The organism is Flavobacterium subsaxonicum WB 4.1-42 = DSM 21790, assembly GCF_000422725.1.
In the GTDB taxonomy this organism is placed as follows: domain Bacteria; phylum Bacteroidota; class Bacteroidia; order Flavobacteriales; family Flavobacteriaceae; genus Flavobacterium; species Flavobacterium subsaxonicum.
Window position 1 is genome coordinate 53,145 of the sequence record NZ_KE383913.1, and the last position, 25,340, is coordinate 78,484.

A 25,340-nucleotide genomic window follows, 5' to 3' on the forward strand; every position below is an offset into this window, starting at 1 on the left:
TTAAGCACTTTTTAGCTGTAAAAAGCATTATTATGTTTCACTTTTAAGGTTGAAAATTTTGCATTTTTTGACCCTGAAAGGGTCAGGCATAATAGCCCGGGGCAGCGCCCTGGGATAATACAAAAAAGCCTCCACATTGCTGTGAAGGCTTCTGTAAAACCAGTGGTCCCACCTGGGCTCGAACCAGGGACCACCTGATTATGAGTCAGGTGCTCTAACCAACTGAGCTATAGGACCGGTTTTGAGGTTGCAATATTACTATTATTATTTAATGTTTGCAAATATTTTTTGACTATTTTTTTAACCACCTGACCATCAGTTTCCTGCTGTAGCCTTTGCAGGCTGCCCCTGCTTTAAAACCCGATCTATTAAAGTAAAATGACTCTTAATGTAGGGCATTTCTTTAGGTTTTATGTTGTATTTAAGGCTGCTTTCGGTGGTAAAAATCTCGATAGCCTTTAAATTCACAGTCATAAGCTTCTCAAAAAGGGCTCTCATGTCGGCATTAGTGCCTGTCCTGGAGGCTAAGACATAACCGCCCACAAAGGCAAGCTTATCGCAGCTGGTCTCAGAAACCTGCATGCACTCGGCTGTAGAACCGTCTTCAAAGGTTAAGATAACCTTGCCGGTTTCAAACTTAAGGCACCCAAGGCTGGCATCGTTATGCACTATATTTAAATCTATGAAATACAGCTCGTTAAGCGTTTCGTTATTTAAAGTAGACTGGTAGCCGGCATCAAAAAACACCATTCCGGTACGGGTAATATTGTCATCGCGCGATACATCTTCGCCCCTGTGGTTACGGGTAACAATGGTGCGCTCGCCGGTTTTAGGGTTGGTGGTATTAATATCAAAGCCCTGAGCCAGTGCTGCCTGGCAAAAAAGCACGAGTAAAAAACAGTGTAGGGTAAAGGTTTTCATAAGTTGGTAATTTGCCTGTAAATTTACACAAAATACTAAAGCGGAAAGTATACATTAAACGTTGCGCCTTCGCCGGACTTAGACGCAGCACTGATGATAGCTTCGTGATTTTCAGCTATTTTCTGGCAAATGGCAAGGCCAATACCTGTGCCCTCGTATTCGGTTTTACCGTGCAGGCGCTGAAATACCTCAAAAATTCGGTTGGCATACTCCTGGCTAAAGCCAATACCATTGTCTGAAACGGCAATGTGCAGGTACTTTTTACGGCCAAAGGCATTAGGGTTATCTATGGCATTGCCCTTAATAACCTCTGATGCTATGGTAATTACCGGCGGCATACCGCTTTTGGCAAACTTAATGGCATTAGATATAAGGTTGGTAAACAACTGCCTTATCTGGAACGGTATGGCGTTAATAGACGGCAACTGAGCAACCGTAACGGTGCCGCCTTTTTCGTCGAGTGTTTCGGCAAACTCGCTTACAATCTCGGCAACCATTGCATTAAGGTCGGTTTTTTCGAACACTTTCTCGGTACCGCTTGCGCGCGAATACATTAGCAAATCCTGTATAAGCTTGGTCATTCGGGCGGCAGCCACCTGCATGCGTGTAAAATTTTTCTTAGCGCTGTCCGACAGGTTTTTTTCGCTGGCCATTATAATACTGCCAAAGGTCTGTATTTTTCTAAGGGGTTCCTGCAAATCGTGACTGGATATGTAGGCAAACGATTGCAGCTCCTTATTCATGTTCTGCAAATCGATATTGGCTTTTTTAAGCTCGTAAGTACGCTCTTCCACAAGCATTTCGAGGTTTTTCTGAAACGTCTTCTGGTCGTCTATATCGGTACTTGTGCCCACCCATTGTATAATGTTGCCACGTTCGTCTTTTTGGGCCGTGGCACGGCTCAATTGCCAGCGGTAAACACCATCAGAACGCTTAAAGCGGTGTTCCATAATATAATCATTACCGGTTTCTACAGAGTGCATCCAGCGCCTTATATTTTCGTCGCGGTCCTGAGGATGGATCATATCCAGCCAGCCGGCATCTAACAGCTGGTACTCTTTATAGCCGGTATAGCGAAACATCGAATCGCTAAAATAATCAAGGCGCCCATCGGGGTCGGCGGTCCAGATAAATTGCGGAATGGACTCTGATAGTACCCTGAACTTATGTTCGCTCCTGCGCAATGCTTCTTCGGCTACCATACGCTCGGTAATATCTATCATAACCTTGGTGGCACCCACAACCCTGCCGTTCTCATCTTTCAACACCTGCGGGTGCACCAGTACATGGCGCCTCTCGCCGTTTTGGCGGTACATATAAATTTCTTCTTCCATAGAGCGGCCCTCTTTAAAAGCCATAGCCATAGGGCACTCATCATGCGGAACATAAACCCCATCGAGCGTTGTAATGCGGTGCGAACCACACCAGCGGTCTATGCCCAGCTGCGGGGTGCGCCCCCACAAAATTTCGGCAGCCTCGTTATAAAGGTCTATATAACCGTTACCGTCTATAGTGTACATGGCCACGGGCAGTGTTTGTATAAGGTGCGATTTCCTGTTTTGCAAACGTTCGCGCAACTGACGTGCGGCAACGCGCTCTGTAACATCGGTAACGGTACATAAAATACCGGTAACGCTGCCATCTATATCAAAAAGGGGCGCATATTCGTAATCTAAATAATAAGCTTTAGTACCATCGTGCGATACCACGTAGGCAAGCGACTCTATTTCGCGGTGGGGGATGCCGGTATCCATAACGGCATTAAGCTGGTCGGCGTATTTTTGATCTATAAGTTCCGGAAAAACCTCCAGTATGCCCCTGCCCTCTACCTCAGCAATATCCTTACGCCAAATATCGTCCTGCATGGTTTTGTTGGCTATTTCTATAACAAAATCGCGCCCACGGAAAATGCACATAGCAATAGGGCTTTGCATTACCATGTTCCTAAATTCCTTTTCTTTTTCTATCAGGGCGTTACGCGCGTTAACCATGCCGGTAACCTCTGTACACACTATTATAATACCCTGTACGGCCCCGTTATCTTCAAACAAGGGCTGGTACACAAAGTTAAAATGCGCGAGTTCAGAGTGGCCTTTTCTGGAAAGGCACACCCCAACCTCTGTGCCCACAAACGGAACGCCGGAGTTGTACACCCGCGTTAAAATATCATCTATCATGCCGCCCTTAAGTTCTGAAAGTGATTCCAGTAGCGGACGGTTAATAAACTGCCCGTCTTTGTCTACAATCTGTAAATACAGCTCGTTAGCCAGCTCCACCATCATGTTGGGGCCTTTTAAAATACAAATACCCACGGGTGCCTGGCTAAAATAGCTTTCGAGTTTTTTTTGGGCGCTTTCGCGCGATTTATACAGCTGCTGTGCCTGGTCTTTATATAAGTAATCGATTATCTGGAGGGTTTGCGCCATTTCCTGATACTGCTCGCCGCTGGGCTCGGTAATATTTTCGGCATCGGTAACGGTAAGATCTTTTATAGCGGTGCCGGTGTTTACTTTAAGTTCCAGCAATTCGAGCTGAAGCAGCATATTATCGGCCCGCAAATCAAATATCTGCAAGGCATTTTGCGCATCCTCGGGGTGGCCCTCTTTGTAGCGGCCTATTAGTGTAACCGCCAGGTCCTGCATTATTTTTGCGGCTGTAGAAAGCGCCTCAAATTCAGAAAACAAAAGCCTGTTCTCTTCAAAACAGTGCTTGCAATCGTTAGTAAAAAGTGCGGTATGCGGCTCTGCAACCGTATTGGGCAGGCTAAACAAATACGACCGTAAGGCAGTGCGCAGGCCGGTAATACGTGCCTTGGCTGCATTAAAATCTATAGGATGAGAGGTATTATCCATAAACCCAAATATAAATAAAACCCCGTTAAAAACTGTTAATCAGTTTGTTGATTTTTTGAAATTTGTGGATTTTAAAAATCTTAAGTTGTTATGATACCGGATAGAAGACAAAACAAATTAGCTTATAATAATCTTTAAACTCCCCTCCCCCGATTTGGCTACAACATACACCATTTAGGTTACAAGGGCACGTTAACTACAGGCGTATCTTTGTACCGTAATGTTTGACACACATAACCCAAAAGCGGTGAAATAAGGATAAGAAGCACATTGACCCAATAACAATGTTTGATTTGTGCAACTAAAACTTTGTTTTGTGTAAGTTTTTTGGTGCGGTGCCGTTTTACATTTGTACGATCTAATTACAACTAAATTATAACGCCATGAAAACAGCTTATATACTACTTAGCAGCCTTATTGTAGCCATTGCCTTTAGTGCCGGGATAACGTTTTTACTCTACCTAACCTCAACCGTTACCAGCTACAAACACAACACCGTGCAAAAAGATTGCAGCGGCCTGTGGGTAACAAACAAAGTAGTTAATCGTCAGGATGATATAGAAAGTAAAATACCTGATGTAGTAAACTTCGAGTAAAAATTAACCACAACGCTATGCGCCACAAAGATTACGCTAAGAACACAAGGCTGCACGCACCAGGAAAAGCCGACAACAAGTTGTCTTTAAGCACACAAAGCGTATCGATATTGTTGCGAAGCAGGCAACCTTTCGCTTTCTTACAATTACAGGGGTTTTAAAAAGCCCAATTTTACACTAACAATTATAGCTTATTGCTTAAAAATATACCGCTTATGAAAACAGCTACATTTATTAACCACCTAAAAGCCCATTTGTGCTGCCCGGAGCAACAGGTTAAAAAACAGCTGGCTACCATTGCCGTTCAGCAAAACGATAACACTACCTCCTACCAGGCATTTGCCTCGTGCAGTGTAGATGTTACCAAACCGCAAACCACTGTTTACGTAAGCCCCGCAGAGCAACAACTGGCACAGCGTTACAACCTTCCGGCTAACGTTACGCTGGCGCAGGGCAACACCAAAAAGGGCAATGCCTTGTCGGACCTTTTAGGAAGTATTACTACCCGCTCTGAAGAGCGCAACCTTGGCCTGTTGTTTCTGGATATTAGAAATTTTACTTCGATTATGGAAGTGTATCCCGCGCAGACCGTATTGCACGTAGTGAGGCTATTGTTTTTACTTTTCAGCAAATCGATTAAGGAAAATGGTGGCCGTATTATTGAAACCGGTGGCGACAGCCTGTATGCCGTTTTTGGCCTTGATGCACCCCTTGGTGCAGTTAACGATTCGGTAAAGGCATCGTACGCTATTTTAAACGACCTCGAAACGTTTAACACCTCGTATGCCATTCCGCAATTTGGACTGGACATCGAAATTGGCATTGGCCTGCACAAAGGCAACGTAGCCGTTAGCTATTCTGACCTGGATGATCTTGGCCACCTTACCGTTATGGGGTTGCCTGTAAACATTGCGGCCCGCCTTCAGGCTGCCACTAAAGAGCTTAACAACAACATTATAATTTCCGACGAAGCCTACCGCATCCTGGAACCCACCGCCAATGACGATGCCATATCCATTCGCCTTAAAGGTATCTCGGCCCCCGTGCCGGTAAGGTTACTGGGGTATCCGTACCATAGTAATCTATTTGCAACGGCGTAATTTTTTGAAGAAAGCTATTCCACAGAGGGGACACAGAGATACACGGAGATACACGGAGATTTTTTTAGATTGCGCCTTAGGCGCGAGATCACTAAGCTTCTCGTTATAGCTCTGTGGCCTCCTACCGCAGGTAGTAGACTAAACTTATCCTCTGTGCATCTCTGTGTCCCCTCCGTGCATCTCTGTGGTACAACTCCCCATCATAATCAAAAAAAAACCGGACTCTTAGTAAACTAAAAGTCCGGTTACAGGCAAAGTAAAAAAACCAAATCAGTATTTTAGTGCGCAATGGCGCGTTTTTGTTCGGCAGTAAGCGGTTCGGCCGGGGTAACGGTTTTAATAAACACCACGGTTACAGCTGCGCCCAGTAGCGCCATACCCACCCCAACAAGGTTAGGCGATGCAAAGCCGTAGCCCTTATCTATCGGCAGGCCACCCAGGTACGCTCCAAGGGCATTACCAATATTAAAGCTGGCCTGTATAGCAGCAGAGGCTATCATCTCGGCGCCTTTAGCACTTTGTATCATCATCATCTGTACGGGTGCTATGAGTGCAAAGGCTACAAAGCCGGTAAGGAAAACCAGCCCCAGCGACACATATTGGTTACCCGACAAGAAAAACACACCCGTTAATATAGCAGCCATACCAATAAGCATGGCAAATACCGTATGCGATGGCGAGAACCTGTCGGCCAGGCGTGCACCGGCAAGGTTGCCGGCAACCATTCCCACTCCTGCAAGCATTAGTATGTAAGGCACATTATCGGCATCGAAATGTGAAATATTAGTCAGCAACGGGGCAATGTAGCTCATCCAGGCAAAGAGTCCGCCCGTGCCAATGGCCGTAATAAAAATTACCAGCCAAGCCTGTGGTTTGCTAAAAAAGCTAAGCTGCGTTTTAATGTTGGTGGCTTTATCGGCCTCTACTTTGGGCATGTACAGCAACAGCGATATAATGGTAATAAGGCCTATAACGGCAATAATTACAAAGCTGTAGCGCCAGCTAAAGTTGTGCCCCACAAACGTACCCAGCGGAACGCCAAGCACATTGGCAATGGTAAGCCCGCTAAACATAACGGCAACGTTCTGGGCTTCTTTGCCTTTTACGGCAAGGCGGCTGGCCACCACGGCACCCACCCCAAAAAATGCCCCGTGCGGCAATCCGGAAAGAAACCTACTAACCAACAGCATATTATAACCCGGCGCCACTATAGAGAGCGCATTAAAAACGGTAAGCATAATAGCCATAGCTACCAGCATTTTTTTGGGTGGAAAGTTTCGGCCCGCAATAACCAACAGCGGCGCACCTACCACTACACCGGTGGCATAGGCCGATATTAAGTAGCCCGCTTTGGGTATAGAAACGCGTAAATCGGCAGCAATATCGGGTAATAGCCCCATTACTACAAATTCGGTAATACCTATGGTAAGGCCACCCAGGGCAAGCGGCAGTAAGTGTAATTTCATACAAGGGTTTTATCAGTAGGCAAATTTACTATAGGCAATTGGCAAATTAGTTGTACATTTATGACACATAATTGCAATTATACGTTATGAAAAAACTTAACCAGTACGAAAGCCTGCTTTTAGACGAATTTGAAGAAGAGAAATTTCACCTGCCCGTACACAGCCACACCTATTACGAGCTTATTTATATTAAGAAAGGCAGCGGCATACACCACCTTAACCAAAGCCGCATACCTTATACTGCGGGCGACCTGTTTGCTATTTCGCCCGATGACGAGCATTATTTCGACATACACAGCAGCACCCGCTTTGTATTTATTAAATTTACCGACAGCTATTTTAGCACCAAGAAAAACCTGGCTACCGATGATATGCTTATCAACACGCCGGAGCAGTTTATGCGCGAAAAGCTTTTAAAGGAAAGCGTACTTATATTAGATGAGCCCTGCCGTACCATACTTAAAAACACGGTAGATAATATCACGGCTTACAATTGCAGGAAAGATGTATCAAACTCGCCCATAGTTTTTTACCAGATACTGTCTATTTTTGGGCTCATAAAAGAGGCCATGCGCCACATGGAACTGCCCACGCAGGGTGCCACCTTTGATAATAAACAGATTATTGCCTACATACACCAAAACGTTTATAATCCTGAGCAGGTACAAATAAAGGCTATAGCGGCACATTTTAGTATTGCGCCATCTTATTTTAGCGCTTGGTTTAAGCGCAACTTTGCCATTACCTACCGCGATTACATTAACAACCTGCGCACCAAGCTTATAGAAAAACGCATTGCCGGCCGCAATATGCCCATTAAGCAAATTGCCCACGAATTTGGCTTTACCGATGAGAGTCACCTCTCCAATTACTTTAAAAAGCGCAAGAATATTAAACCCAGCGAGTTTGGGAGGAGGTAAAAAAGTCTCAGTTTTCAGCAGCAGTAAAGCACCGGAGTCAATCCGATTTTAGTACTTCAATGTTTTCGCGTGAACGAATGGATAATAAATAAAACAGTTTTGGCAGCAAACGCAGGCTAAGCTAACTTCACCTCACCCGCGGGCGAAAAATGCTTATCGGTACCGGCAACCCGGCGGCGAATGGTAATGCGGTCGCACAGCCATTCGGCTTCGTAATCAAACGGGGTAAAATCTTCAATACGCTCAAAATCAGTTGCGGCAATATTGCGCGCAATAGTAACGTGCGGCACCATAGATGGCTTTTTAGGCTTTGGCTTAACAGGTTTATCTATAATGCTGGTCTGGCGGTTAACAATTTTAGGCTGGCGCTTTTTACCGGGGTTTTTAATCAGGTCTACAAGGGTGGCAATAGGCTCGGGGTCTTCTACCTGAAGATAAAAAGTACGCTCGGCACCATGATCAAAATGGTTATGCCCGTTAAGCTTAACGGTAAACTTTTTTTCGCCGGCAACGGCATTTTTAATCAGCGCCTTCATATCCATAGACTCGTACCCTTCGGTTTTAAGCAGGGTAATGTGCGCAATAGATTTTCGGTCGCGGTCGGCAATACCCACCAATTCGTGCAGGGTCTGCTTTAGGGCATCCACCTCTTCTTTAATGGCATCGCTGGGCGAAAGCAGTATATGGTACTCATATACTGTTTCCGGAAACAGGGATATCTGGTTGGTATTATTACTTCGCTTTGCCATACTGTGGTGCAAAAATAGTATTTATTATGCTAATCATTTTGTAATTTAGTGCACATTAAAAAATCATTATACCATAAATACTGAAGTTGCCACCATTTTTAAAGCACAACCCAACGGTAACTTTGGTATACAAAACCCAGCAACCGTGGATAAACCCGAAACTTTAAGCCCCAAACCCGTAAAAAGCACTATTCCCGCCAAAATACTTTCGCGTAAAGACGAGATTGCTGCCGGTTTTATTGCGCATGCCGAAAACCATATTGCCGAACTTTTAAACGGCACGGCTAAAAAACGCTTTATTGCTACCGATTTTGGTAACCTTATGTTCATCCATCCACGACATTTAACCAACACACTTAAAATAACCATAAACACATCGGTTTGCGAGTATATGGAAAACCGGCTGGTTGCCGAAGCACAGGCGTTACTGCGCGACACCTCCCTTTCTGTTGCCGATATTGCCCAACGTTTTATGTATGATGATCCCACCAACTTTATAAAATTCTTTAAGGGCATGACGGGGATAACGCCGTTGCAGTACCGGAAAAGCATTCAGTAATCAGTTGCAGTAGGCAGTAGCTACGCGTACGTTCTGTCATTCCGACGCAGGAGGAATCTCACACACAACCCGGAACTCACAACGCCAAACCCTAAACTGTGCAGCCAAATACTGAAGAGTCCACCATTTTTGAGGCTTGCCCCTATCGTAATTTTGTAATGTAAAAAAACATAAATAATAACCGCCGAGTTCTTCTCCCCTCTGCTTTGGAGAGGGGTTGGGGGTGAGGTAAAAAATCATAAAAAAATGTCACAATCTAAAATAGCGCTTGTTACCGGCGGCAGCCGCGGCCTTGGTAAAAATATGGCCATTGCCATTGCAAAAAAAGGCCTTGATGTAGTAATTACTTATAACAGCCAAAAAGGCGAAGCCGATGCGGTAGTAGCCGAAATTGAAGTCCTTGGGCAAAAAGCAGTTGCATTACAGCTTAACGTTGCCGAGGCAGCTACCTTCGACAACTTTTTTACCGAAGTTTCTACTGCTATATCCAACACTTTTGGATCCGATAAAATAGACTACCTGGTTAACAACGCCGGTATTGGCATCTACGCCAATTTTGCCGATACTACCGAAGCCGACTTTGATACCTTGGTTAATATACAGTTTAAAGGGCCGTTCTTTTTATCGCAAAAAGCATTACCGCTGCTGGCCGATGGCGGTGGGATAATCAATATTTCTACCGGTTTGGCGCGCTTTGCGACACCGGGCTACTCGGCGTATGCCTCTATGAAGGGTGGTATGGAAGTACTAACCCGCTATCAGGCCAAAGAGCTTGGCGCAAGGGGCATCCGTGTAAACATTGTGGCTCCCGGCGCCATAGAAACAGATTTTGGTGGTGGCATGGTGCGCGATAACGAGCACGTTAATGCCCATATAGCATCGCAAACGGCATTGGGCCGCGTTGGCCTGCCCGACGATATTGGCGGCGTAGTAGCCTTTTTATGTACCGATGATGCCCGATGGATAACAGCACAGCGCATAGAGGCTTCCGGCGGAATGTTCTTATAGTATTTAAACGGGCTTTATGCCCGTTTTTTTGTTTTTGGCCGGCTTCTTCTTTAAAATTCTGCTTACTTTGCGGGGTATATTGAGCGCACTTTATGAACCAGTTAATTTTAGACAACATCGCAAAACACATTCAGCTTGAACCCAATGAAGCCGACTATTTTTTGACCCTGCTAAAAGAAACTAAAGTTAAAAAGAACGGCGTTTTACTGCGCCCCGGCGACGTTTGCAAAACGCTTACGTTTGTTACAAGCGGCTGCCTTCGCCTCTATAAAACCGATGCGGATGGCAAAGACCATATACTGCTTTTTGCCCCCGAAGGCTGGTGGTGTACCGATAGCTACAGCTTTTACACACGAACCCCTGCCGAATATGGCGTTGATGCTTTAGAAGATACTACATGCCTGCAAATTACTGCCGAAAAGCTGGAACTGCTTTACAAGGAGGTACCTAAATTTGAAAGGTTCTTCAGGATATTATTTCAAAATGGGTTTATAATGTACCAAAGGCGCATTACAGCCAATACAAGCCTTACGGCAGAAAAACGCTACCACCGGTTTAAGTTAACCTATCCTAAATTAGAGCAGCGCATTGCCCAAAAGCAAATAGCCTCTTACCTGGGCATTACCCCGGTATTTTTAAGCCGGTTAAGAAAAAGAAACGGTTAATTTATAAAACCAGTTTTATTTTTACCTTTTTGTTTGGAGGTTACTTTGTACTATAATTTAAAACAAAGTAATTATGGAAACTAACAGCATTGCAACCACCGTAGATTTTTATTTTAAAGCCTGGAACACCCAGGGTGTAGAAAACATTAAAGCCCTTTTACAAAATTGCATTACAGATAATTGCGAGTATAAAACCGAAACCGGTATTTTTTACGGCCTGGATGCCATTGCAGCCGTTATAGAAAACAATACTATAGAAGTACCCGGCAGAACGTTTAGGCTATGCTCTAATATAGATGTGCATAACGATTGCGGCTGGTTCAATTGGGAATTGAACATACCCAACGAGGCAAGCACTGTTGGCACCGATGTATTTGAGTTTAATGCCGAAACCAAAATGGTAAAGATTATAGGGTTTTACCCGCAGCTTACGGCAATTTAGCATAAGTAAAAAGTCCGCTCCCTTTGCAGGTAGCGGACTTTTATATATCTATTTTATTTTATAGCAATTTACTGAATTATAACCGTGCCGGATACGGCTACAATAATACCATCAGAATCGGCTGTGGCATTAACGGTATTTTTAAGGTCATCGCCCTGGTAAATTTTTAATGAAATGGTTTCGCCGGGTTGCCCCTCAAAACCGCCTGCATTAAAACTTGCCCCCGATGAGCCTTCTTCTGCCGTAAACGACAACTCCCATGGCAACGATGTTACTTCGGCGCTGGTAGCACCACCCGATGCGGTAATGTAAGTAACATCAAGATCGCCGCTGTAATTACCTGTAATTTCGTAGGTAATATCACGAGATCCGCTAACTGAGCCATTGTCATCGTCAGACGAACATGATGTAAGCACCATAACGGCAACAAACATGCAAATAATTGATTTCTTCATGCGTATGAATTTTTATGTTGGTAACCCAAAAATAAATTTTTATAAAAATTCACTTACCATAAATCTATGAGATTAACCTTACTTTAACCTCGCTTTAAATTTTCTTTAAGAAATAGTAAACAGCCTAAAACATCAGCAACAGCAAGTAAAATACTGATATTCAAACACGTATTTACCTAAAGGAAACGCTCTGCTACTATCAGCCATTCTTTTCCGTTGTGTTTCAGCAAATAAAGCCTTTCGGCAATAAAGCGGGCGGTGTATTTCTTGTGCTTATATACATGCCATGCACTATTAAATTCGGCGTAAGCCAGGTCGCGGTAGGCAATGGTCATGTGGGGTTTAAAGTTTCTCTCGCTAAAGTGCAGCGCAATTTCTGCAAAGGCAGCTTCAAAATCATTAATTACCGCCTTTTGTACATTAGCCATTGCAGCGGTTACAACCGGGTGCACAAAAACCACCGGGTTTTTAGGGTTATCAAACACATCAAAATCCTTCAATTCTACCTCAAAAGATTTTTCGCCTACAGGCAAATTAGCAAACCAGCTAAGTACTTCGGTGTGCTTTGCGGCATCAATTTTAAACGGCGCTTTAAGGGTAATGTGGGGCATGTTCTTTAAGGCTGCTTTGCTGTTGTAGTTTAGGGCAAAGTCGTTACGAAAAGCCGTAACTTCATCAGAAATATCTTTTGGCGGAACAAGTGCAATAAAATAGAGGTTTTGACTGGGCATAGGCGGTACTTTTAAACAAAGATAAAAAGCTTTGTAACTTTTATTATTTATATTCGTCTGCTATTTAACACCAATCAAAACCAACACCATGAAACAAATATTAACCTTTTGCCTGCTTATAATGGCAGCTACCTGCCTGAACGCCCAAACCATAAAAGGCATCCTTAAAGATGCCGATACCGGCGAGGCCCTGCCTTACGTAAATATTGGCGTGTTGAATAAAAATATTGGTACCGTATCTGCCGACGACGGTTCGTTTAGCCTGCCTATTTCCGCTGGCCATGATGCCGATACGTTGCGTATTTCTACCTTAGGTTATGCCAATCGCGATATTATTGTGGCTGCCGCCGAAAAGCAATTTGCCGCCAATCCGGTGCTAAAGCTGCAACCTGAAGCCATACAACTGCAACAGGTGGTGGTTTCTAACAAACCTCCAAAAGAAAGGGTGCTGGGCAATAAGACCGAATCTAAAAACACAACGGTTGGCTTTACCAGTAATGTACTGGGCAACGAGCTGGGTATGATAATGAAGATTAAAAAATCGCCAACGCAATTAAAAACCTTTACGGCATCGTTAGCATCAGATAATAACCCCAATGCAAAACTGCGCCTTAATTTTTATACCGCGAAAAAAGGCCTGCCCGATGTGCTTTTAAACACCCAGAATATTATTGTAACGGCTCCGGCCAGTGGTAAACTGGTGGTAGACTTATTACCTTATAATATTATGATTGATGATGATGTTTTTGTTACGCTGGAGTGGCTGGAAAGTTTTCCGCAGGGGCTTAAATTTTCGGCCGGTTTGCTTGCTACCCCTATGGTTGCAAGGTCTACCAGCCAGGCCCAATGGGAAAAAATAAGCATGGTAGGTATAGGCTTTACCCTAACTACCATACACTGGTAAAAAATATTACCCCTGTGTAACTTTTTCTACCTGTATATAATCGGGCATTAGGAGCAATTTATATATATTGCTTCTAAAGTAACCGTGTACGGTAAGGTTAATTTCTTTTTTACCTTCATTCTTTGGCACCATAAGCTTGTTAGAAATGGTTTTAGTATCATCGGTTTTAAACCAAATAGCATTTCTAAATCGGTACTTAATCTCTACATAGTCGGCGTTCTCTGTATTTTTATCATAGTCAATATACAGCATCGATATGTTTTTCCTTTTTCTGGACATAATGGTAAACATTCTCTTAAGAATGTGATACTTAAAATGAAATTGATCTACTACCGGATCCATATTTTTTTGCTTTTTAGGTTAATAACTACTTACAATCAAAATCCTAACTGCTAAATAATTAACAATTCAAATTAACATAACTTTCACATTTAAATCGTTACAATGTATCAAAAAGTCGATGTGTTGCATTGTTTGGCAGACGTACTGCAAAACGTAATTAAATTTTGGATAAAATTACGCCCGGCCAAGGCTATTACTATCATTAAGACAGTTAAATTATAGCTTTATAAACGTTATGCTTAGCAGTTTTACCATTCCGGCATTAATTTAACAAAGTTTAAACCTAATACTGTGTGCACGTAGTTTACCTTAGTAGCACTATGTCAATTTATTGGCAAGATCACCTCTATGAAACACAACTACACTAAAGCAAAAAATTACTGGAGCCTGCACTTACCCCGTTGGGCACGTATTATCTTCAGGGGCATTTTTGCCATTATCCTGCTTATCATTTTTGCCTACATAGGCCTGGCCTGGTATATTAATACCCACAAGAAAGAGGTTCTGGCATCGGTAACGGCATCTTTAAACGATGGCATTACAGGTTCGTTAACCATCGGCAAAATGGAAACTACCTTTTTAGAGGGTTTCCCGAGGGTATCGCTACGGTTAGAAAATGTGGTATTGCGCGATAGCCTTTACCCTACCCACAACCGAACGCTGCTTACCGCAGGCCGTGCCGAAGTTGCCATTAACACCCTTGCCCTTGTGCGTGGTGCTATCGAGATTAAAAAAATAGCCATTAGCAATGCAGTTATAGACTTATTTACCGATGTTAACGGCTACAGCAATACTGCCATTTTTGCCAAAAAGAAAACGACTGATAAAAGTTCCGGCGGAGGGGGTTTCCCGGAGTTGCGCAAGCTTACGCTGGATAATGTAAGCTTTACCGCCGATAACAAAAAAACCAACAAGCTTTACAAATTTAAGGTTAACGACCTTGATGCCACCATAGATTACAACAGCGATGGCTGGGAGGCGGGTGTCGACCTGGAAGGATCTGCCCAGCGCATGGCTTTTAATACCAAACGCGGCAGCTTTATTAAAGATAAATCATTAGATGGACGTTTTGATATTATTTATAATGAAGACGAAGGTTTTTTAACCTTCGAGAAAAACCGGTTGGATATTGGTGGCGAGCGTTTTCAGATAGCTGCCAAACTGGGTGTGGGTGAGTCGTCTAAATTTACCATTAATATAGAAAACAACGATATTTTATGGAGCAAGGCGGCTAAGTTGCTTTCGCCCAACATTACCGAGAAACTGATGATGTTCGACCTTGTACAGCCTATTGCCGTTACCTGCGACCTGGTGGGCGACTTTAACAGTGCCGGCGACCCGCTTATTTATGTTACCGCACAAATTAAAGACAACGTGCTAACAACGCCCGGCGGCGATGTTACCAACTGCAATTTTACCGGTGTGTTTAACAACCAAAACGACAGAAAACAGGAGTGTACCGATGCTAATTCGGCCATTATACTTACCAATTTTAGCGGCACCTACGCTAATTTGCCGTTTGTTATGAAAAAGGCCAGCATCCTTAACCTGGATAACCCCATAGCGCTGGGCGATTTTACATCGAACTTTGAAATGAAAAACCTTATAGGCCTTGTAGATGCCGACCTGCTTAAATTTACAAACGGCACTGCCAGCGTTAAGGTTAACTTTAGGGCCGATATTGAAAATTTCAGGCTGGCAAAACCAAAGGTTTTCGGCTTGGTAAATATCAAGAATGCGAATGTTACATATGTTCCGCGAAAGCTGGATTTTAAAGATATTTCGGTTAACCTGAACTTTACCCGCGATAACCTGGAGATAAGCGAGATTATATTAAAAAGCGGCAGGAGCATTGTAAATATGGAGGGCAGTATTAAAAACTTCCTTAACCTGTATTATACCGATCCGCAAAAGATAGTTTTGGAGTGGAAGATCAACAGTCCTCAATTGCATTTGGGTGAGTTTATGGGCTTTTTGGGTACGCGTAAAAAAACGCAGGCCGCTATTAAAAAGAACCGTAAAGGCAATTTTACCGACGACCTTAACCTGCTTTTCGAAAAAAGTAATGTAGATATGAAACTGCGTGTAGACAAGCTGTACTATAATAACTTTTATGCTACCAATGCCAAAGCCGATGTACTGCTTACCGATACCGGTGTTTTTATAAAAAATGCAGGGCTTAACCATGCCGGCGGCACACTGGTTATTAACGGCAGCCTGCAACAAAGCAAGGTTAGTAAATACAGCCTGGATGCGGCTATTAATAATGTAGACATCAGGAAATTCTTTTACGCGTTTGATAACTTTGGGATGGAGTCGATGAAGTCAGAAAATTTACGAGGCTTCTTTTCATCAAAAGCTAACGTTACCGGAAGCATTAATGACGATGGTAAACTTGTGCCGCGCTCCATGCACGGCCTGGTTAATTTTGATATTAAGCGAGGTAAACTACTTAATTTCGATCCGGTTACCAGCGTGGGCAAATTTGCTTTCCCCTTACGGGATGTAAAAAACATTGAGTTTTATAACCTTAAAGGCAGGCTTGATGTGCAGGGCGAAAAGGTTACCATACACCCCATGCAAATAAACAGCAGCGTGCTTAATATGGATATAGAGGGCATATATTCTTTTGGAAAAGGCACACAGATTTATGTAGATGTACCGCTGCGCAACCCTAAAAAAGACAAAGAAATTACTGATAAGGATGAACTTGCCAAACGCCGTAACCGCGGTATTGTACTGCACCTAAAAGCCGAAGACGATACCGATGGCAAAGTAAAAGTAAAACTTGGAGGGAAAAAGGAGGAATAATTATGAGTTGTGGGTTAAGAGTTAGGAGATATTATTTACATTGCTATAACCGCGAGGAAGGCACAACCCTGTTAGTCTTATAATTTTAAACGATACCAACTCGGTATACCTCGCTAAGAATGATACAACTGGAAAAACAACTCATAACTCGCAACCCCCAACTCCAAACCTAATTCTTCCCTTCCTTTTCGTTAAGGTATTTCCAGTAGCGCTTGGGTACGTGCTGTATGTGCAGCTTCATGTTTTTACGGGCAGGTATGTTGGTGCTGTTAAAATAGTCTTTCCATAAAACCGAAGCCAGTTCTTCTTTGGCATCCACCAGCTCTGCGGGCAGGGTTATTTTTTTAGTGTCGATTGCCGATACAAATTCGTATGTAATTTCTTCAACGGTATGCAGGTTGTAAAACAGGCCGTACTTGCGCTTAACATCATAAATAATCCATTGCTGATCGGCGTAACGATTCTTAAAAAATAAAACGATAAGCGGCAGCACATTAAAATCAGGTTCAACCGGGCAGTAGTAAATACCATCGGCCGTTTGCTGAAAACGTATAAACGCTTTCATGCGGTGCTTTTCGCGGTTAACTTTCTTGTTCATTTTAGAAATTGCTATAACATAGGGGTTGCCAAAATTATTCTCGGCACCCTTATCGTTATCAAAAATATACCGGGCAAAATGTAGCAGGTCCTCAAAAGTTTGCGGGTCTTCGCTCAGGTACGATTTGTAAAACATCTGCTGCCACTGCGGGCTCAGTTTTTTCCGCAGCCCGCTCCATACACGCTTTGCCTTAACCTCGTCATTCATAATTTCTACCGACTCCTGTAGCATAGCCGGTTGATACAGCTTATCCCATACCAGCTGCACAGCCGTTTCTTTACGGTCGTAAAACTCAAATATGGCGGTAAGCAGCCCCTCGAAAGAGCCATCAAAAATATAGGTGGTCATAATTTTTAAGGCATTTAAACCTGCAAGGTTTTTAAAACCTTGCAGGAGCTAAAACAGGCTTAGTTGGTTTTGTGGTACTTTAAGATATTTACTGCTGCTTTCGGCTAGTATAGTATTTTTAAGCTGTGGCGCATCGGGTTCGTTAATAAAATAAGGGCTATCGGCACAGCGAATAAAATGTTTTGCCCTGTTATAAGCAATACCAATTTTTTTAAGCTGGTCGCTGCGCAGGCGGCCAAACTTACGGGCCTCTGTAATTTTACGGGCAGAGCCTACGCCAATACCCGGCACACGCATAATCATTCTATAATCGGCCGTATTAATATCTATAGGAAACTGATCCAGGTTGCGCAGTGCCCACCCCAGCTTGGGGTCCATATCGGTATCCAGGTGCGGATTTTTAAGATTAAGCAGCTCCTGCACCTCAAAACCATAAAAACGCATCAGCCAGTCGGTCTGGTACAAACGGTTTTCGCGCAATAGCGGTGGCTGCGTACCAATAACCGGCATGCGGGTATCATGGCTTATAGGTATGTACCCGGAATAATATACCCGCTTAAGCGAAAAATCTTTATAATACTGGGCGGCACTGTACATAATTTCCATATCGGTTTCGGGCGTGGCACCAATAACCATTTGGGTACTTTGCCCGGCGGGTACAAATTTGGGCATGCTTTTTATAAGCCCGGTTTTCTTTTCGTCTTTAAACTGCGTTATAGTGTTTTGTATAAAACCAAGCGGTTTCTTAACCTCTTCATGCGATTTTTCCGGAGCCAAAAGTTTTAGGCCGGCTTCAGTAGGCATTTCAAGGTTAATACTCATACGGTCGGCATAAAGGCCAGCTTCGGTAAGCAGTTCCTGACTTGCCCCAGGTATGGTCTTTAAATGTATATAGCCATTAAAACGCTCTTCGGTACGCAAGCGTTTAACAATGCGCACCAGGCGTTCCATAGTAAAATCGGCATTTTTAAAAATACCCGAACTTAAAAATAAGCCTTCAATATAATTACGGCGGTAAAAGCTCATAGTAAGTTCAACCACTTCATCCACTGTAAAAGCGGCGCGTTTAACATCGTTACTTTTGCGCGAAACACAAAAAGCACAATCGTAAATGCAATGGTTGGTAAGCAGGATTTTTAGTAACGATACACATCGCCCATCTTCGGTGTAGGTATGGCAAATACCGTTACTGCTATCGCCAATACCCTTATTATCATTTTTACGACTTCCTCCACTCGACGAACAGGACACATCATACTTTGCTGCATCAGCTAAAATAGTTAGCTTTTCTCTAATCCTGTCATACATAATTATCTGATTTTAGACAAAAATAATCAAATAAAAGCGAAGAAAATAATCATAGTATGTTAAAAATTAGTAGGGTAAAAACCTAAGTGCCTGTTTATAACGTATAAATAATATTTAGGAAATGGTTTCCTACTAAAAATAAATTAATTTTGCAGAAAATTCATATTAAAAAAATCTAACATACTAAATTTAAAAACACTTTATCTTACAAGTTAGTCATTCTTAGAATACTATTATTTATTAATTAAATAAATTAAACGTCTATTTAGTTATGTATTAACTAAATAGAAAAAAATTATCACAAAAAAATAGAATATTTTGCAATTATTCTATATTTGCCGAAATTTATATAAGTCATTGTAAACTAAGTGTTTGATGTTGATATAATGTTATGAGAGAAATTACTTGTTTATAGTTAATAAATTATGAAGAAAAAATTACTGATAGTTGCCCTTTTATTGTTTGTAAAAGGGTTTGGGCAAAACATAACTGTAAGTCCAAATGCATATACCCCCAGCCAGCTGGTATCTGAAATACTTGTTAAAAATTCGTGCCTTGCACAGGTTACCAACATAACCAAAAATACGGGTACCGATTATGGTTATACGCAGGGTAACGGTATTGCTTATTTTCAAAATACCAACCCTAACTTTCCTATAACCAGTGGTGTATTATTATCTACAGGTAATGCAGCAGCGGCGCAGGGGCCAAATACAACAATTTCGAGCTTTACCGCGCCCGCCTGGGCAGGCGATGCCGACCTTAATGCCGCACTTTTGGCACAGGGAATAACCATAACTTCCAGAAACGCTACCGTACTGGAGTTTGATTTTACCGCAGTTACATCAACTTTTTCGGTAGATTTTTTATTCGCTTCCGAAGAATATGGTACCTATCAGTGTACATCTAAAGATGCTTTTGCATTTTTACTTACCAATTTAAACACCAACGTTACAACAAATGTAGCGGTAGTACCATCTACCAATCAGCCTATATCTGTAGCTACCATAAGCAATACATTATATAATTCTGCGTGTGGTGTAAACCCACAATATTTTGGCCTGTTTAATGGCGGTAGCAATGCAGCAGCATCGGCAACCAACTTTGAAGGCCAGACAGTTTTGCTTAATGCATCGCACACGCTTGTACCGGGCAATCAATACCATATTAAGCTTGTTATTGCCGATGATGCCGGTGTAAACGGTACCGATGGCGATTATGATTCGGCTGTATTTTTCCCCGAAGGTAGCTTTAACCTGGGCCACGAAGTGGTGGGCGAAGACCTTACGGCAGAAAATGGCACAGGCCTTTGTAATGATGAAGTGCATGTTATAAACACCGGCCTTAGCGAAACTACCTATGATCTTTCATGGACTAAAGATGGTGCACCGGTTGCGGGAGGATCGAGCATATCTATATCAGAAACCGGAACATATGTTTTAACTATATTTAATCCTGCAACAAATTGTACGGCTACACAAACCCTTATAGCCGAAGCCGCAGCACCAATATTAGCCAATGAGCCGGAAGATTTACTGGCCTGTGGTAATGCATCGGGGTCGTATGTTTACGATCTTAGTCTTAATACCCCTGTTATTAAAGAAGGCCTAAACCCGGGCACTGTTGTTACGTATCATACAACAGAAGCCGCAGCTAATGCCAATACAGGCGCCCTGCCTGCTTTATATACCAGCCCTGGCAACCAGACTATCTGGGCAAGGGTAAAAAGCTATAATAGCGATTGCTATGTATTAGTATCGTTTCAGTTGCTAATTGTAGAGCCTCCAATAGCCAATCAGCCACAAAACCTTACTCAATGTTCTATTAACGGTGGCGGCACTACAGCTATATTTAACCTTACAACGCAAAATGCCGCTATATTAGGGGCACAATCAGCAGCCGATAATACCATTACGTACTACACCACAATGGCAAACGCTGTTAATAATACCAATGCTATAACGTCTCCCGGTAATTACACCAGTGCCAACCAAACCATTTATGCACGCATACAGCGCAACTTTTCGGTTTCATGCTATGCCATAACAAATTTTACTATTACTGTAGCGCCAAAACCGGTAATACCAGACCCGGCCGATGTTTTTACATGCAATAACTATGTGTTGCCTGTACTTGCTAATGGTGCGCAATACTACACAGCTCCCGGAGGAACAGGTACAATGCTACTTGCCGGAACCACATTAACTATATCGCAAACGCTTTATGTGTACAAACAGGCCGACACCCCACCTTTTTGCGCTAACGAAAATAGCTTTTCCATAAATATTTCGTCAACACCAATTGTAACCCCGGGCAATGCTTACGCCTGCCAAAGCTATACAATGCCCGTTCCACCTGCAGGTAGTTTTTACTATACCGGGCCAGGCGGTACAGGTACCCAAATTACAGCAGGTACTGTTATAACATCTACCCAAATAGTTTATTTTTATGTACCGGCAGCACCTTACTGCACACAAAACGACCATTTTACAGTATTAATTACAGCCATCCCGGTAGTACCAAACCCGGGTAATATGAATCTGTGCCAGCCATATACGCTGCCCGCTCTTACCGTGGGCAATTATTATACAGGCCCGGCAGGAACAGGCACTATTATACCGGCCGGTACAGTTATAAGCCAAACACAAACTATTTACATTTATGCTGCAGTTCCAGGAGGCCAAAACACTACCTGCACTTCGCAGAGTGTGTTTACAGTTAACATAAGCAATGTAACGCTATCGCCTTTTGCCAATATAACCAACTGTGGCCCTTATCAATTGCCCGAACTTACATTAGGCGCTTATTTTACCGGGCCAAACGGCACGGGTACACCGCTTACGGCAGGATCTTTAATATCAACATCGCAAACAGTATATGTATATGAGGCCAGTCCGGCTAATCCGGCATGTGCCAACCAGCAATCTTTTACGGTAACTATCAATCCGTTGCCCACATTGGCTCCTTTTATAGATGTAGAAGCCTGCGGTAGCTATACGTTACCCGCATTACCCGCAGGGGCTTCTTATTATGCACAAAGCGGCGCAATTGGCCCCATAGCTGCAGGAACGGTAATAACAGAAAGCCAGGCTGTGTTTGTTCAATCGGCTCCTAACCAGTTTGGTTGTGTAAGAGAACGTGATTTTCAGGTAATAGTTATTGGTGATGAGGCAGATAATCCTGGCGATCAGAGTGTTTGCGACAGCTACGCCCTACCTGCATTACTTATAGGCGATTACTATACAGGACCGGGCGCTACCGGCGATCTTTTACAGCCAGGTACGGTTTTAAGCCAATCGCAAACAGTTTATGTGTATGTAGTATCTCAAACAACACCTGTTTGTATTGCCGAGAGTAACTTTATTGTAACAATAACCCCGCAACCCGTAGTACCCCAAATAGCCAATGTTGTTGCCTGTACAAGCTATACGCTGCCCACATTACCTGCGGGTGTGGTATATCGCACGGGGCCCGGAGGCACAGGTACTGTGCTACCTGCTGGTTTAGCTATAACATCTACACAAACTATTTATGCTTTTAAACAAAGCGGCGGCACACCAAACTGTACCGCAGAAACAGAATTTACAGTAACAATAATTACAGGCTCTTTAGCACCGGCCAGTGTTACAGTTTGCAGCAGCGGCTATACACTGCCAGAATTGCCTATGGGCAACTATTACAACCAGCCCAACGGTGCTGGCCCTGTAGTTTTGGCCGGAACGCTTGTTACTACCACTAAAACATTATATGTGTATATGCCAACTACAACTGGCACTAACTGTACGGCAAACAACAGCTTTACAATTACAGTTTTACCGCCAGTACTGGCAGATAATCCTCCAGATGTTACAGCTTGCGGAAGTTATACCGTACCACAAGCGGTTAATGGTAATTACTATTCTTTTAGCAATGGCAACTTTACACTTGTTCCTGCGGGTACAGTTATAACTGCAAGCACATCATTATATGTAATCAATACTAATCCTACACATCCGGAATGCCGTGTGCAACATGGCGTACATATTATTATTACCGGCCCAACGGTTCAGGATGTGCCAGACCAGACCGTTTGCGAGGGTTATGTATTACCCGTAATTAGCAGTGGCACCTATTACACCCAGAGTGGCGGTACGGGCCAGGTATTATTGCCGGGCACTAATATAACTACCACTCAAACCATATACATTTATGCGCAAACCGGTACAACACTTGTATGTTCAGACGAGGAAAGCTTTACCGTAACCATTTTGCCAAGCGCGCCAATTGCTCCATCGGCAGTTGTAGCGGCTTGTGGCAATTATGTATTACCGGCTCTTACAGTAGGTAATTACTATACCGGTACAAACGGTACAGGTACATTACTAACAGCAGGGCAAAGCATTACCGCTACTCAAAACGTATATATATATGCGCCTGCCGGTGGCCAGTTTAATTGTAGCGCTCAAAGCACACTTCAAATTATAATTAACCCTCAGGCACCGCCAAATGTATCTGCCTGCGATAGCTATGTACTACCCGCATTAACATTTGGAAATTACTTTACAGGCCCGGCAGGTACCGGAACCCCTAAGTTTGCAGGCAATGTAATAACCACTACACAAAACATGTATGTTTATGTGGCTACGGGTACAACGCCAAACTGTACCGATAATAACTTTTTTAACATAGCCATAAACCAGACACCGGTATTACCGGCTATAGAAACACCAATTGTAAGGTGCGATGCTTACGAGCTTCCTGCCCTTAGTGTGGGTAATTATTATACAGGCCCCGGTGGTACGGGCAGCCTGCTTAGTACAGGTAGTTTTATTACATCCAGCCAGACTGTATATGTGTATGCACAAACAGGTACGGCACCAAACTGTACTGCCGAAGCTTCAATAGACATTACAATACACGTTACTCCAATAGCTGATGCAAGGTCTGCGGTAGAAATTTGCGACAGCTATACCCTTACACCATTGGTAACCGGTAATTATTTCGCATTACCGGGTGGTCCAAACGCACCTGGGCAAACTGCTTACAGCGCAGGTGATGTTATTACCCAAAGTATGGAAATGTATATTTATGCCGTATCGGCAACCAGTGCTGCCTGCTTTAGCGAGAACAGCTTTACTATTACTATACAGTCTATAGATGCCGATAACCCGGGCCCTCACGAAGATTGCGACAGCTATACATTGCCGGCACTTAACCAGGGCGATTATTATACACTTTCGGGTGGCCCCGATGTAGCCGGACAGGTGCTTATGCACGCAGGCGATGTTATTACGCAATCTGTAACCCTGTATATTTATGCCGAGTTAGGCGGAAGGCTTAATTGTAATGATGAGCATGCACTGCCAATAACCATTTACCAAACCCCGGTTGTAGATGATACACAAACAGATCTTTCTACGTGTTTCACTTATACCCTGCCCCCTTTAACCGTTGGTAACTACTTTACCGCAACCAACGGTGGTGGTACGCCTTTGGCCGTCGGCTCTCAAATAACCCAAAGCCAGGATATTTATATCTATGCAGCTACGGGTTCGCTTACAAAAATATGTTCAGATGAGCACATGTATCATGTAACTGTAAATTCTATCGAAGTTCCGGAAATAGCCGATTTTTATGCCTGTCAAATCTTTACGCTGGAGCCTCTTGCTGTAGGCAACTATTTTACACAACCTGGCGGACAGGGTACTTTGCTTACGGCGGGTACCGCTATAACTGAGTCGCAAACCATATACATTTATGGCGAAACCAACACGGTGCCAAATTGTACCGATGAAAGCGACTTTGTTATTACCATAGTACAACCACCATTACCTACAACGCCAGATGCTTTATCAACCTGTGCTTTAGACTTATCAGGGCATGGTGTATTTAATCTTACCCCTGCAATGCAGCAGGCGCTTAATGGCCAGCCTAATGTAGCTGTAAGTATTTACGAAACATTGGCGGATGCCACTTTTGGCACAAATGCAATAACTAATAGTACTGCTTACACTAATATATTTGCATTTAACCAAACGCTGCACATAAGGTTAGAGTCTACCCTGGCTCCCGGCTGTATTACTTTGGTTACTTTACAATTAATTGCTAACCCTAAGCCAATAGCTACAGAGCCATCAGCGCCATACCAGCTTTGCGACAATGGCGCAAGCGATACCGATGGCCAGGCCGTATTCGACCTTACCACGTATGCCGAAGAAGTACTGGGCGCCAACAGCCCTGCGTTGTACAGCGTAAGCTACTTTACCAGCTTTGATGCAGCAGTAAGCGGCAGTGGGCCGATACCTAACCCGGCCAACCACACCAGCGCAAGCGGCACAGTATACATAAAAGTAACCAACAACGCTACAGGCTGCTACGACATCGTGGAGCTGGAGCTTATAGTAAACCCGTTACCGGTAGTAAACAACCCAACGCCATTTACGGTGTGTGATGACAACGACCCGGATAACGAGAACGAAGAATTTGACCTTACCACTAAGATCGACGAGATCACCAATGGGGTGCTTGGCTTAAATGTAACCTTCCACACCAGCTATGCTGATGCGCAGGGCAACACCAATGCCAT

The 25,340-nt window shown here is 43.4% G+C and carries 19 protein-coding genes and 1 tRNA gene; 10 read left to right on the forward strand and 10 right to left on the reverse strand.

What is annotated here, in order from left to right:
* Positions 1–163: 163 nt before the first annotated feature.
* The 3 genes from G509_RS0121065 to G509_RS22645 all read right to left on the reverse strand — a co-directional run bounded on the left by G509_RS0121065 (position 164) and on the right by G509_RS22645 (position 3,773).
* Positions 164–237 (reverse strand) — tRNA-Ile (locus tag G509_RS0121065).
* 78 nt (positions 238–315) lie between these two features.
* Positions 316–921 carry a hypothetical protein gene (locus tag G509_RS0121070; protein ID WP_026993367.1) on the reverse strand — a complete coding sequence of 202 codons (606 nt, stop codon included), beginning with the start codon at positions 919–921 and terminating at the stop codon, positions 316–318.
* 35 nt (positions 922–956) lie between these two features.
* Positions 957–3,773 carry a PAS domain-containing sensor histidine kinase gene (locus tag G509_RS22645; protein WP_051200399.1) on the reverse strand — a complete coding sequence of 939 codons (2,817 nt, stop codon included), beginning with the start codon at positions 3,771–3,773 and terminating at the stop codon, positions 957–959.
* A gap of 383 nt (positions 3,774–4,156) precedes the next feature.
* On the opposite strand from G509_RS22645, the gene G509_RS0121080 reads away from it, so the two are divergent.
* Positions 4,157–4,369, forward strand: a complete 213-nt coding sequence (locus G509_RS0121080; RefSeq protein ID WP_026993368.1) for a hypothetical protein — start codon at positions 4,157–4,159, stop codon at positions 4,367–4,369.
* A 215-nt stretch (positions 4,370–4,584) separates the two neighbouring features.
* Positions 4,585–5,469 carry an adenylate/guanylate cyclase domain-containing protein gene (locus G509_RS0121085; RefSeq protein WP_131450777.1) on the forward strand — a complete coding sequence of 295 codons (885 nt, stop codon included), beginning with the start codon at positions 4,585–4,587 and terminating at the stop codon, positions 5,467–5,469.
* Positions 5,470–5,747: 278 nt separating this feature from the next.
* Here G509_RS0121085 and G509_RS0121090 read toward each other — a convergent pair whose 3' ends face one another.
* Positions 5,748–6,935 carry an MFS transporter gene (locus G509_RS0121090; protein ID WP_026993370.1) on the reverse strand — a complete coding sequence of 396 codons (1,188 nt, stop codon included), beginning with the start codon at positions 6,933–6,935 and terminating at the stop codon, positions 5,748–5,750.
* Between the two features lie 86 nt (positions 6,936–7,021).
* On the opposite strand from G509_RS0121090, the gene G509_RS0121095 reads away from it, so the two are divergent.
* Complete coding sequence (locus G509_RS0121095) at positions 7,022–7,855, forward strand: helix-turn-helix domain-containing protein (RefSeq protein WP_026993371.1); 834 nt, start codon at positions 7,022–7,024, stop codon at positions 7,853–7,855.
* A 116-nt stretch (positions 7,856–7,971) separates the two neighbouring features.
* Here the strand turns inward: G509_RS0121095 and G509_RS0121100 are convergent, their stop codons facing one another.
* Complete coding sequence (locus G509_RS0121100; RefSeq protein ID WP_026993372.1) at positions 7,972–8,604, reverse strand: 2'-5' RNA ligase family protein; 633 nt, start codon at positions 8,602–8,604, stop codon at positions 7,972–7,974.
* Between the two features lie 145 nt (positions 8,605–8,749).
* Between G509_RS0121100 and G509_RS0121105 the strand changes: the two genes are divergently transcribed.
* The 4 genes from G509_RS0121105 (at position 8,750) to G509_RS22650 (ending at position 11,278) form a co-directional block, all read left to right on the forward strand.
* The gene (locus G509_RS0121105) at positions 8,750–9,163 is read left to right on the forward strand and encodes a helix-turn-helix domain-containing protein (protein ID WP_051200400.1); all 414 of its coding nucleotides are present in this window, start codon (positions 8,750–8,752) and stop codon (positions 9,161–9,163) included.
* Between the two features lie 246 nt (positions 9,164–9,409).
* Positions 9,410–10,171 carry an SDR family NAD(P)-dependent oxidoreductase gene (locus G509_RS0121110; RefSeq protein ID WP_026993374.1) on the forward strand — a complete coding sequence of 254 codons (762 nt, stop codon included), beginning with the start codon at positions 9,410–9,412 and terminating at the stop codon, positions 10,169–10,171.
* A 92-nt stretch (positions 10,172–10,263) separates the two neighbouring features.
* Positions 10,264–10,836, forward strand: coding sequence for a Crp/Fnr family transcriptional regulator (locus G509_RS0121115; RefSeq protein WP_026993375.1), 573 nt, complete (start codon positions 10,264–10,266; stop codon positions 10,834–10,836).
* A 73-nt stretch (positions 10,837–10,909) separates the two neighbouring features.
* Positions 10,910–11,278 (forward strand): nuclear transport factor 2 family protein, encoded by a 369-nt coding sequence (locus G509_RS22650; protein ID WP_035739432.1) that lies wholly within the window; start codon positions 10,910–10,912, stop codon positions 11,276–11,278.
* 68 nt (positions 11,279–11,346) lie between these two features.
* On the opposite strand, the gene G509_RS0121125 is transcribed toward G509_RS22650, so the two are convergent.
* Positions 11,347–11,733, reverse strand: coding sequence for a hypothetical protein (locus tag G509_RS0121125; protein WP_051200401.1), 387 nt, complete (start codon positions 11,731–11,733; stop codon positions 11,347–11,349).
* A gap of 176 nt (positions 11,734–11,909) precedes the next feature.
* A complete protein-coding gene (locus G509_RS0121130; RefSeq protein WP_026993377.1) occupies positions 11,910–12,464 on the reverse strand; it encodes a 2'-5' RNA ligase family protein in 555 nt (184 codons plus the stop codon).
* Between the two features lie 88 nt (positions 12,465–12,552).
* Here G509_RS0121130 and G509_RS0121135 point away from each other — a divergent pair, with 88 nt between their 5' ends.
* A complete protein-coding gene (locus G509_RS0121135; RefSeq protein ID WP_026993378.1) occupies positions 12,553–13,368 on the forward strand; it encodes a carboxypeptidase-like regulatory domain-containing protein in 816 nt (271 codons plus the stop codon).
* Between the two features lie 6 nt (positions 13,369–13,374).
* Here G509_RS0121135 and G509_RS0121140 read toward each other — a convergent pair whose 3' ends face one another.
* Positions 13,375–13,710, reverse strand: coding sequence for a hypothetical protein (locus tag G509_RS0121140; RefSeq protein ID WP_154657789.1), 336 nt, complete (start codon positions 13,708–13,710; stop codon positions 13,375–13,377).
* Between the two features lie 348 nt (positions 13,711–14,058).
* Here G509_RS0121140 and G509_RS0121145 point away from each other — a divergent pair, with 348 nt between their 5' ends.
* The gene (locus G509_RS0121145; RefSeq protein ID WP_051200402.1) at positions 14,059–16,521 is read left to right on the forward strand and encodes an AsmA family protein; all 2,463 of its coding nucleotides are present in this window, start codon (positions 14,059–14,061) and stop codon (positions 16,519–16,521) included.
* A gap of 169 nt (positions 16,522–16,690) precedes the next feature.
* Here G509_RS0121145 and G509_RS0121150 read toward each other — a convergent pair whose 3' ends face one another.
* Positions 16,691–17,467, reverse strand: coding sequence for a TIGR03915 family putative DNA repair protein (locus tag G509_RS0121150; RefSeq protein ID WP_026993381.1), 777 nt, complete (start codon positions 17,465–17,467; stop codon positions 16,691–16,693).
* A gap of 48 nt (positions 17,468–17,515) precedes the next feature.
* Positions 17,516–18,778, reverse strand: coding sequence for a putative DNA modification/repair radical SAM protein (locus G509_RS0121155; RefSeq protein ID WP_207382724.1), 1,263 nt, complete (start codon positions 18,776–18,778; stop codon positions 17,516–17,518).
* A 422-nt stretch (positions 18,779–19,200) separates the two neighbouring features.
* Between G509_RS0121155 and G509_RS23680 the strand changes: the two genes are divergently transcribed.
* Positions 19,201–25,340, forward strand: a 6,140-nt coding sequence (locus G509_RS23680) for a choice-of-anchor L domain-containing protein (protein WP_035739433.1), incomplete at its 3' end; no start/stop codon positions are given.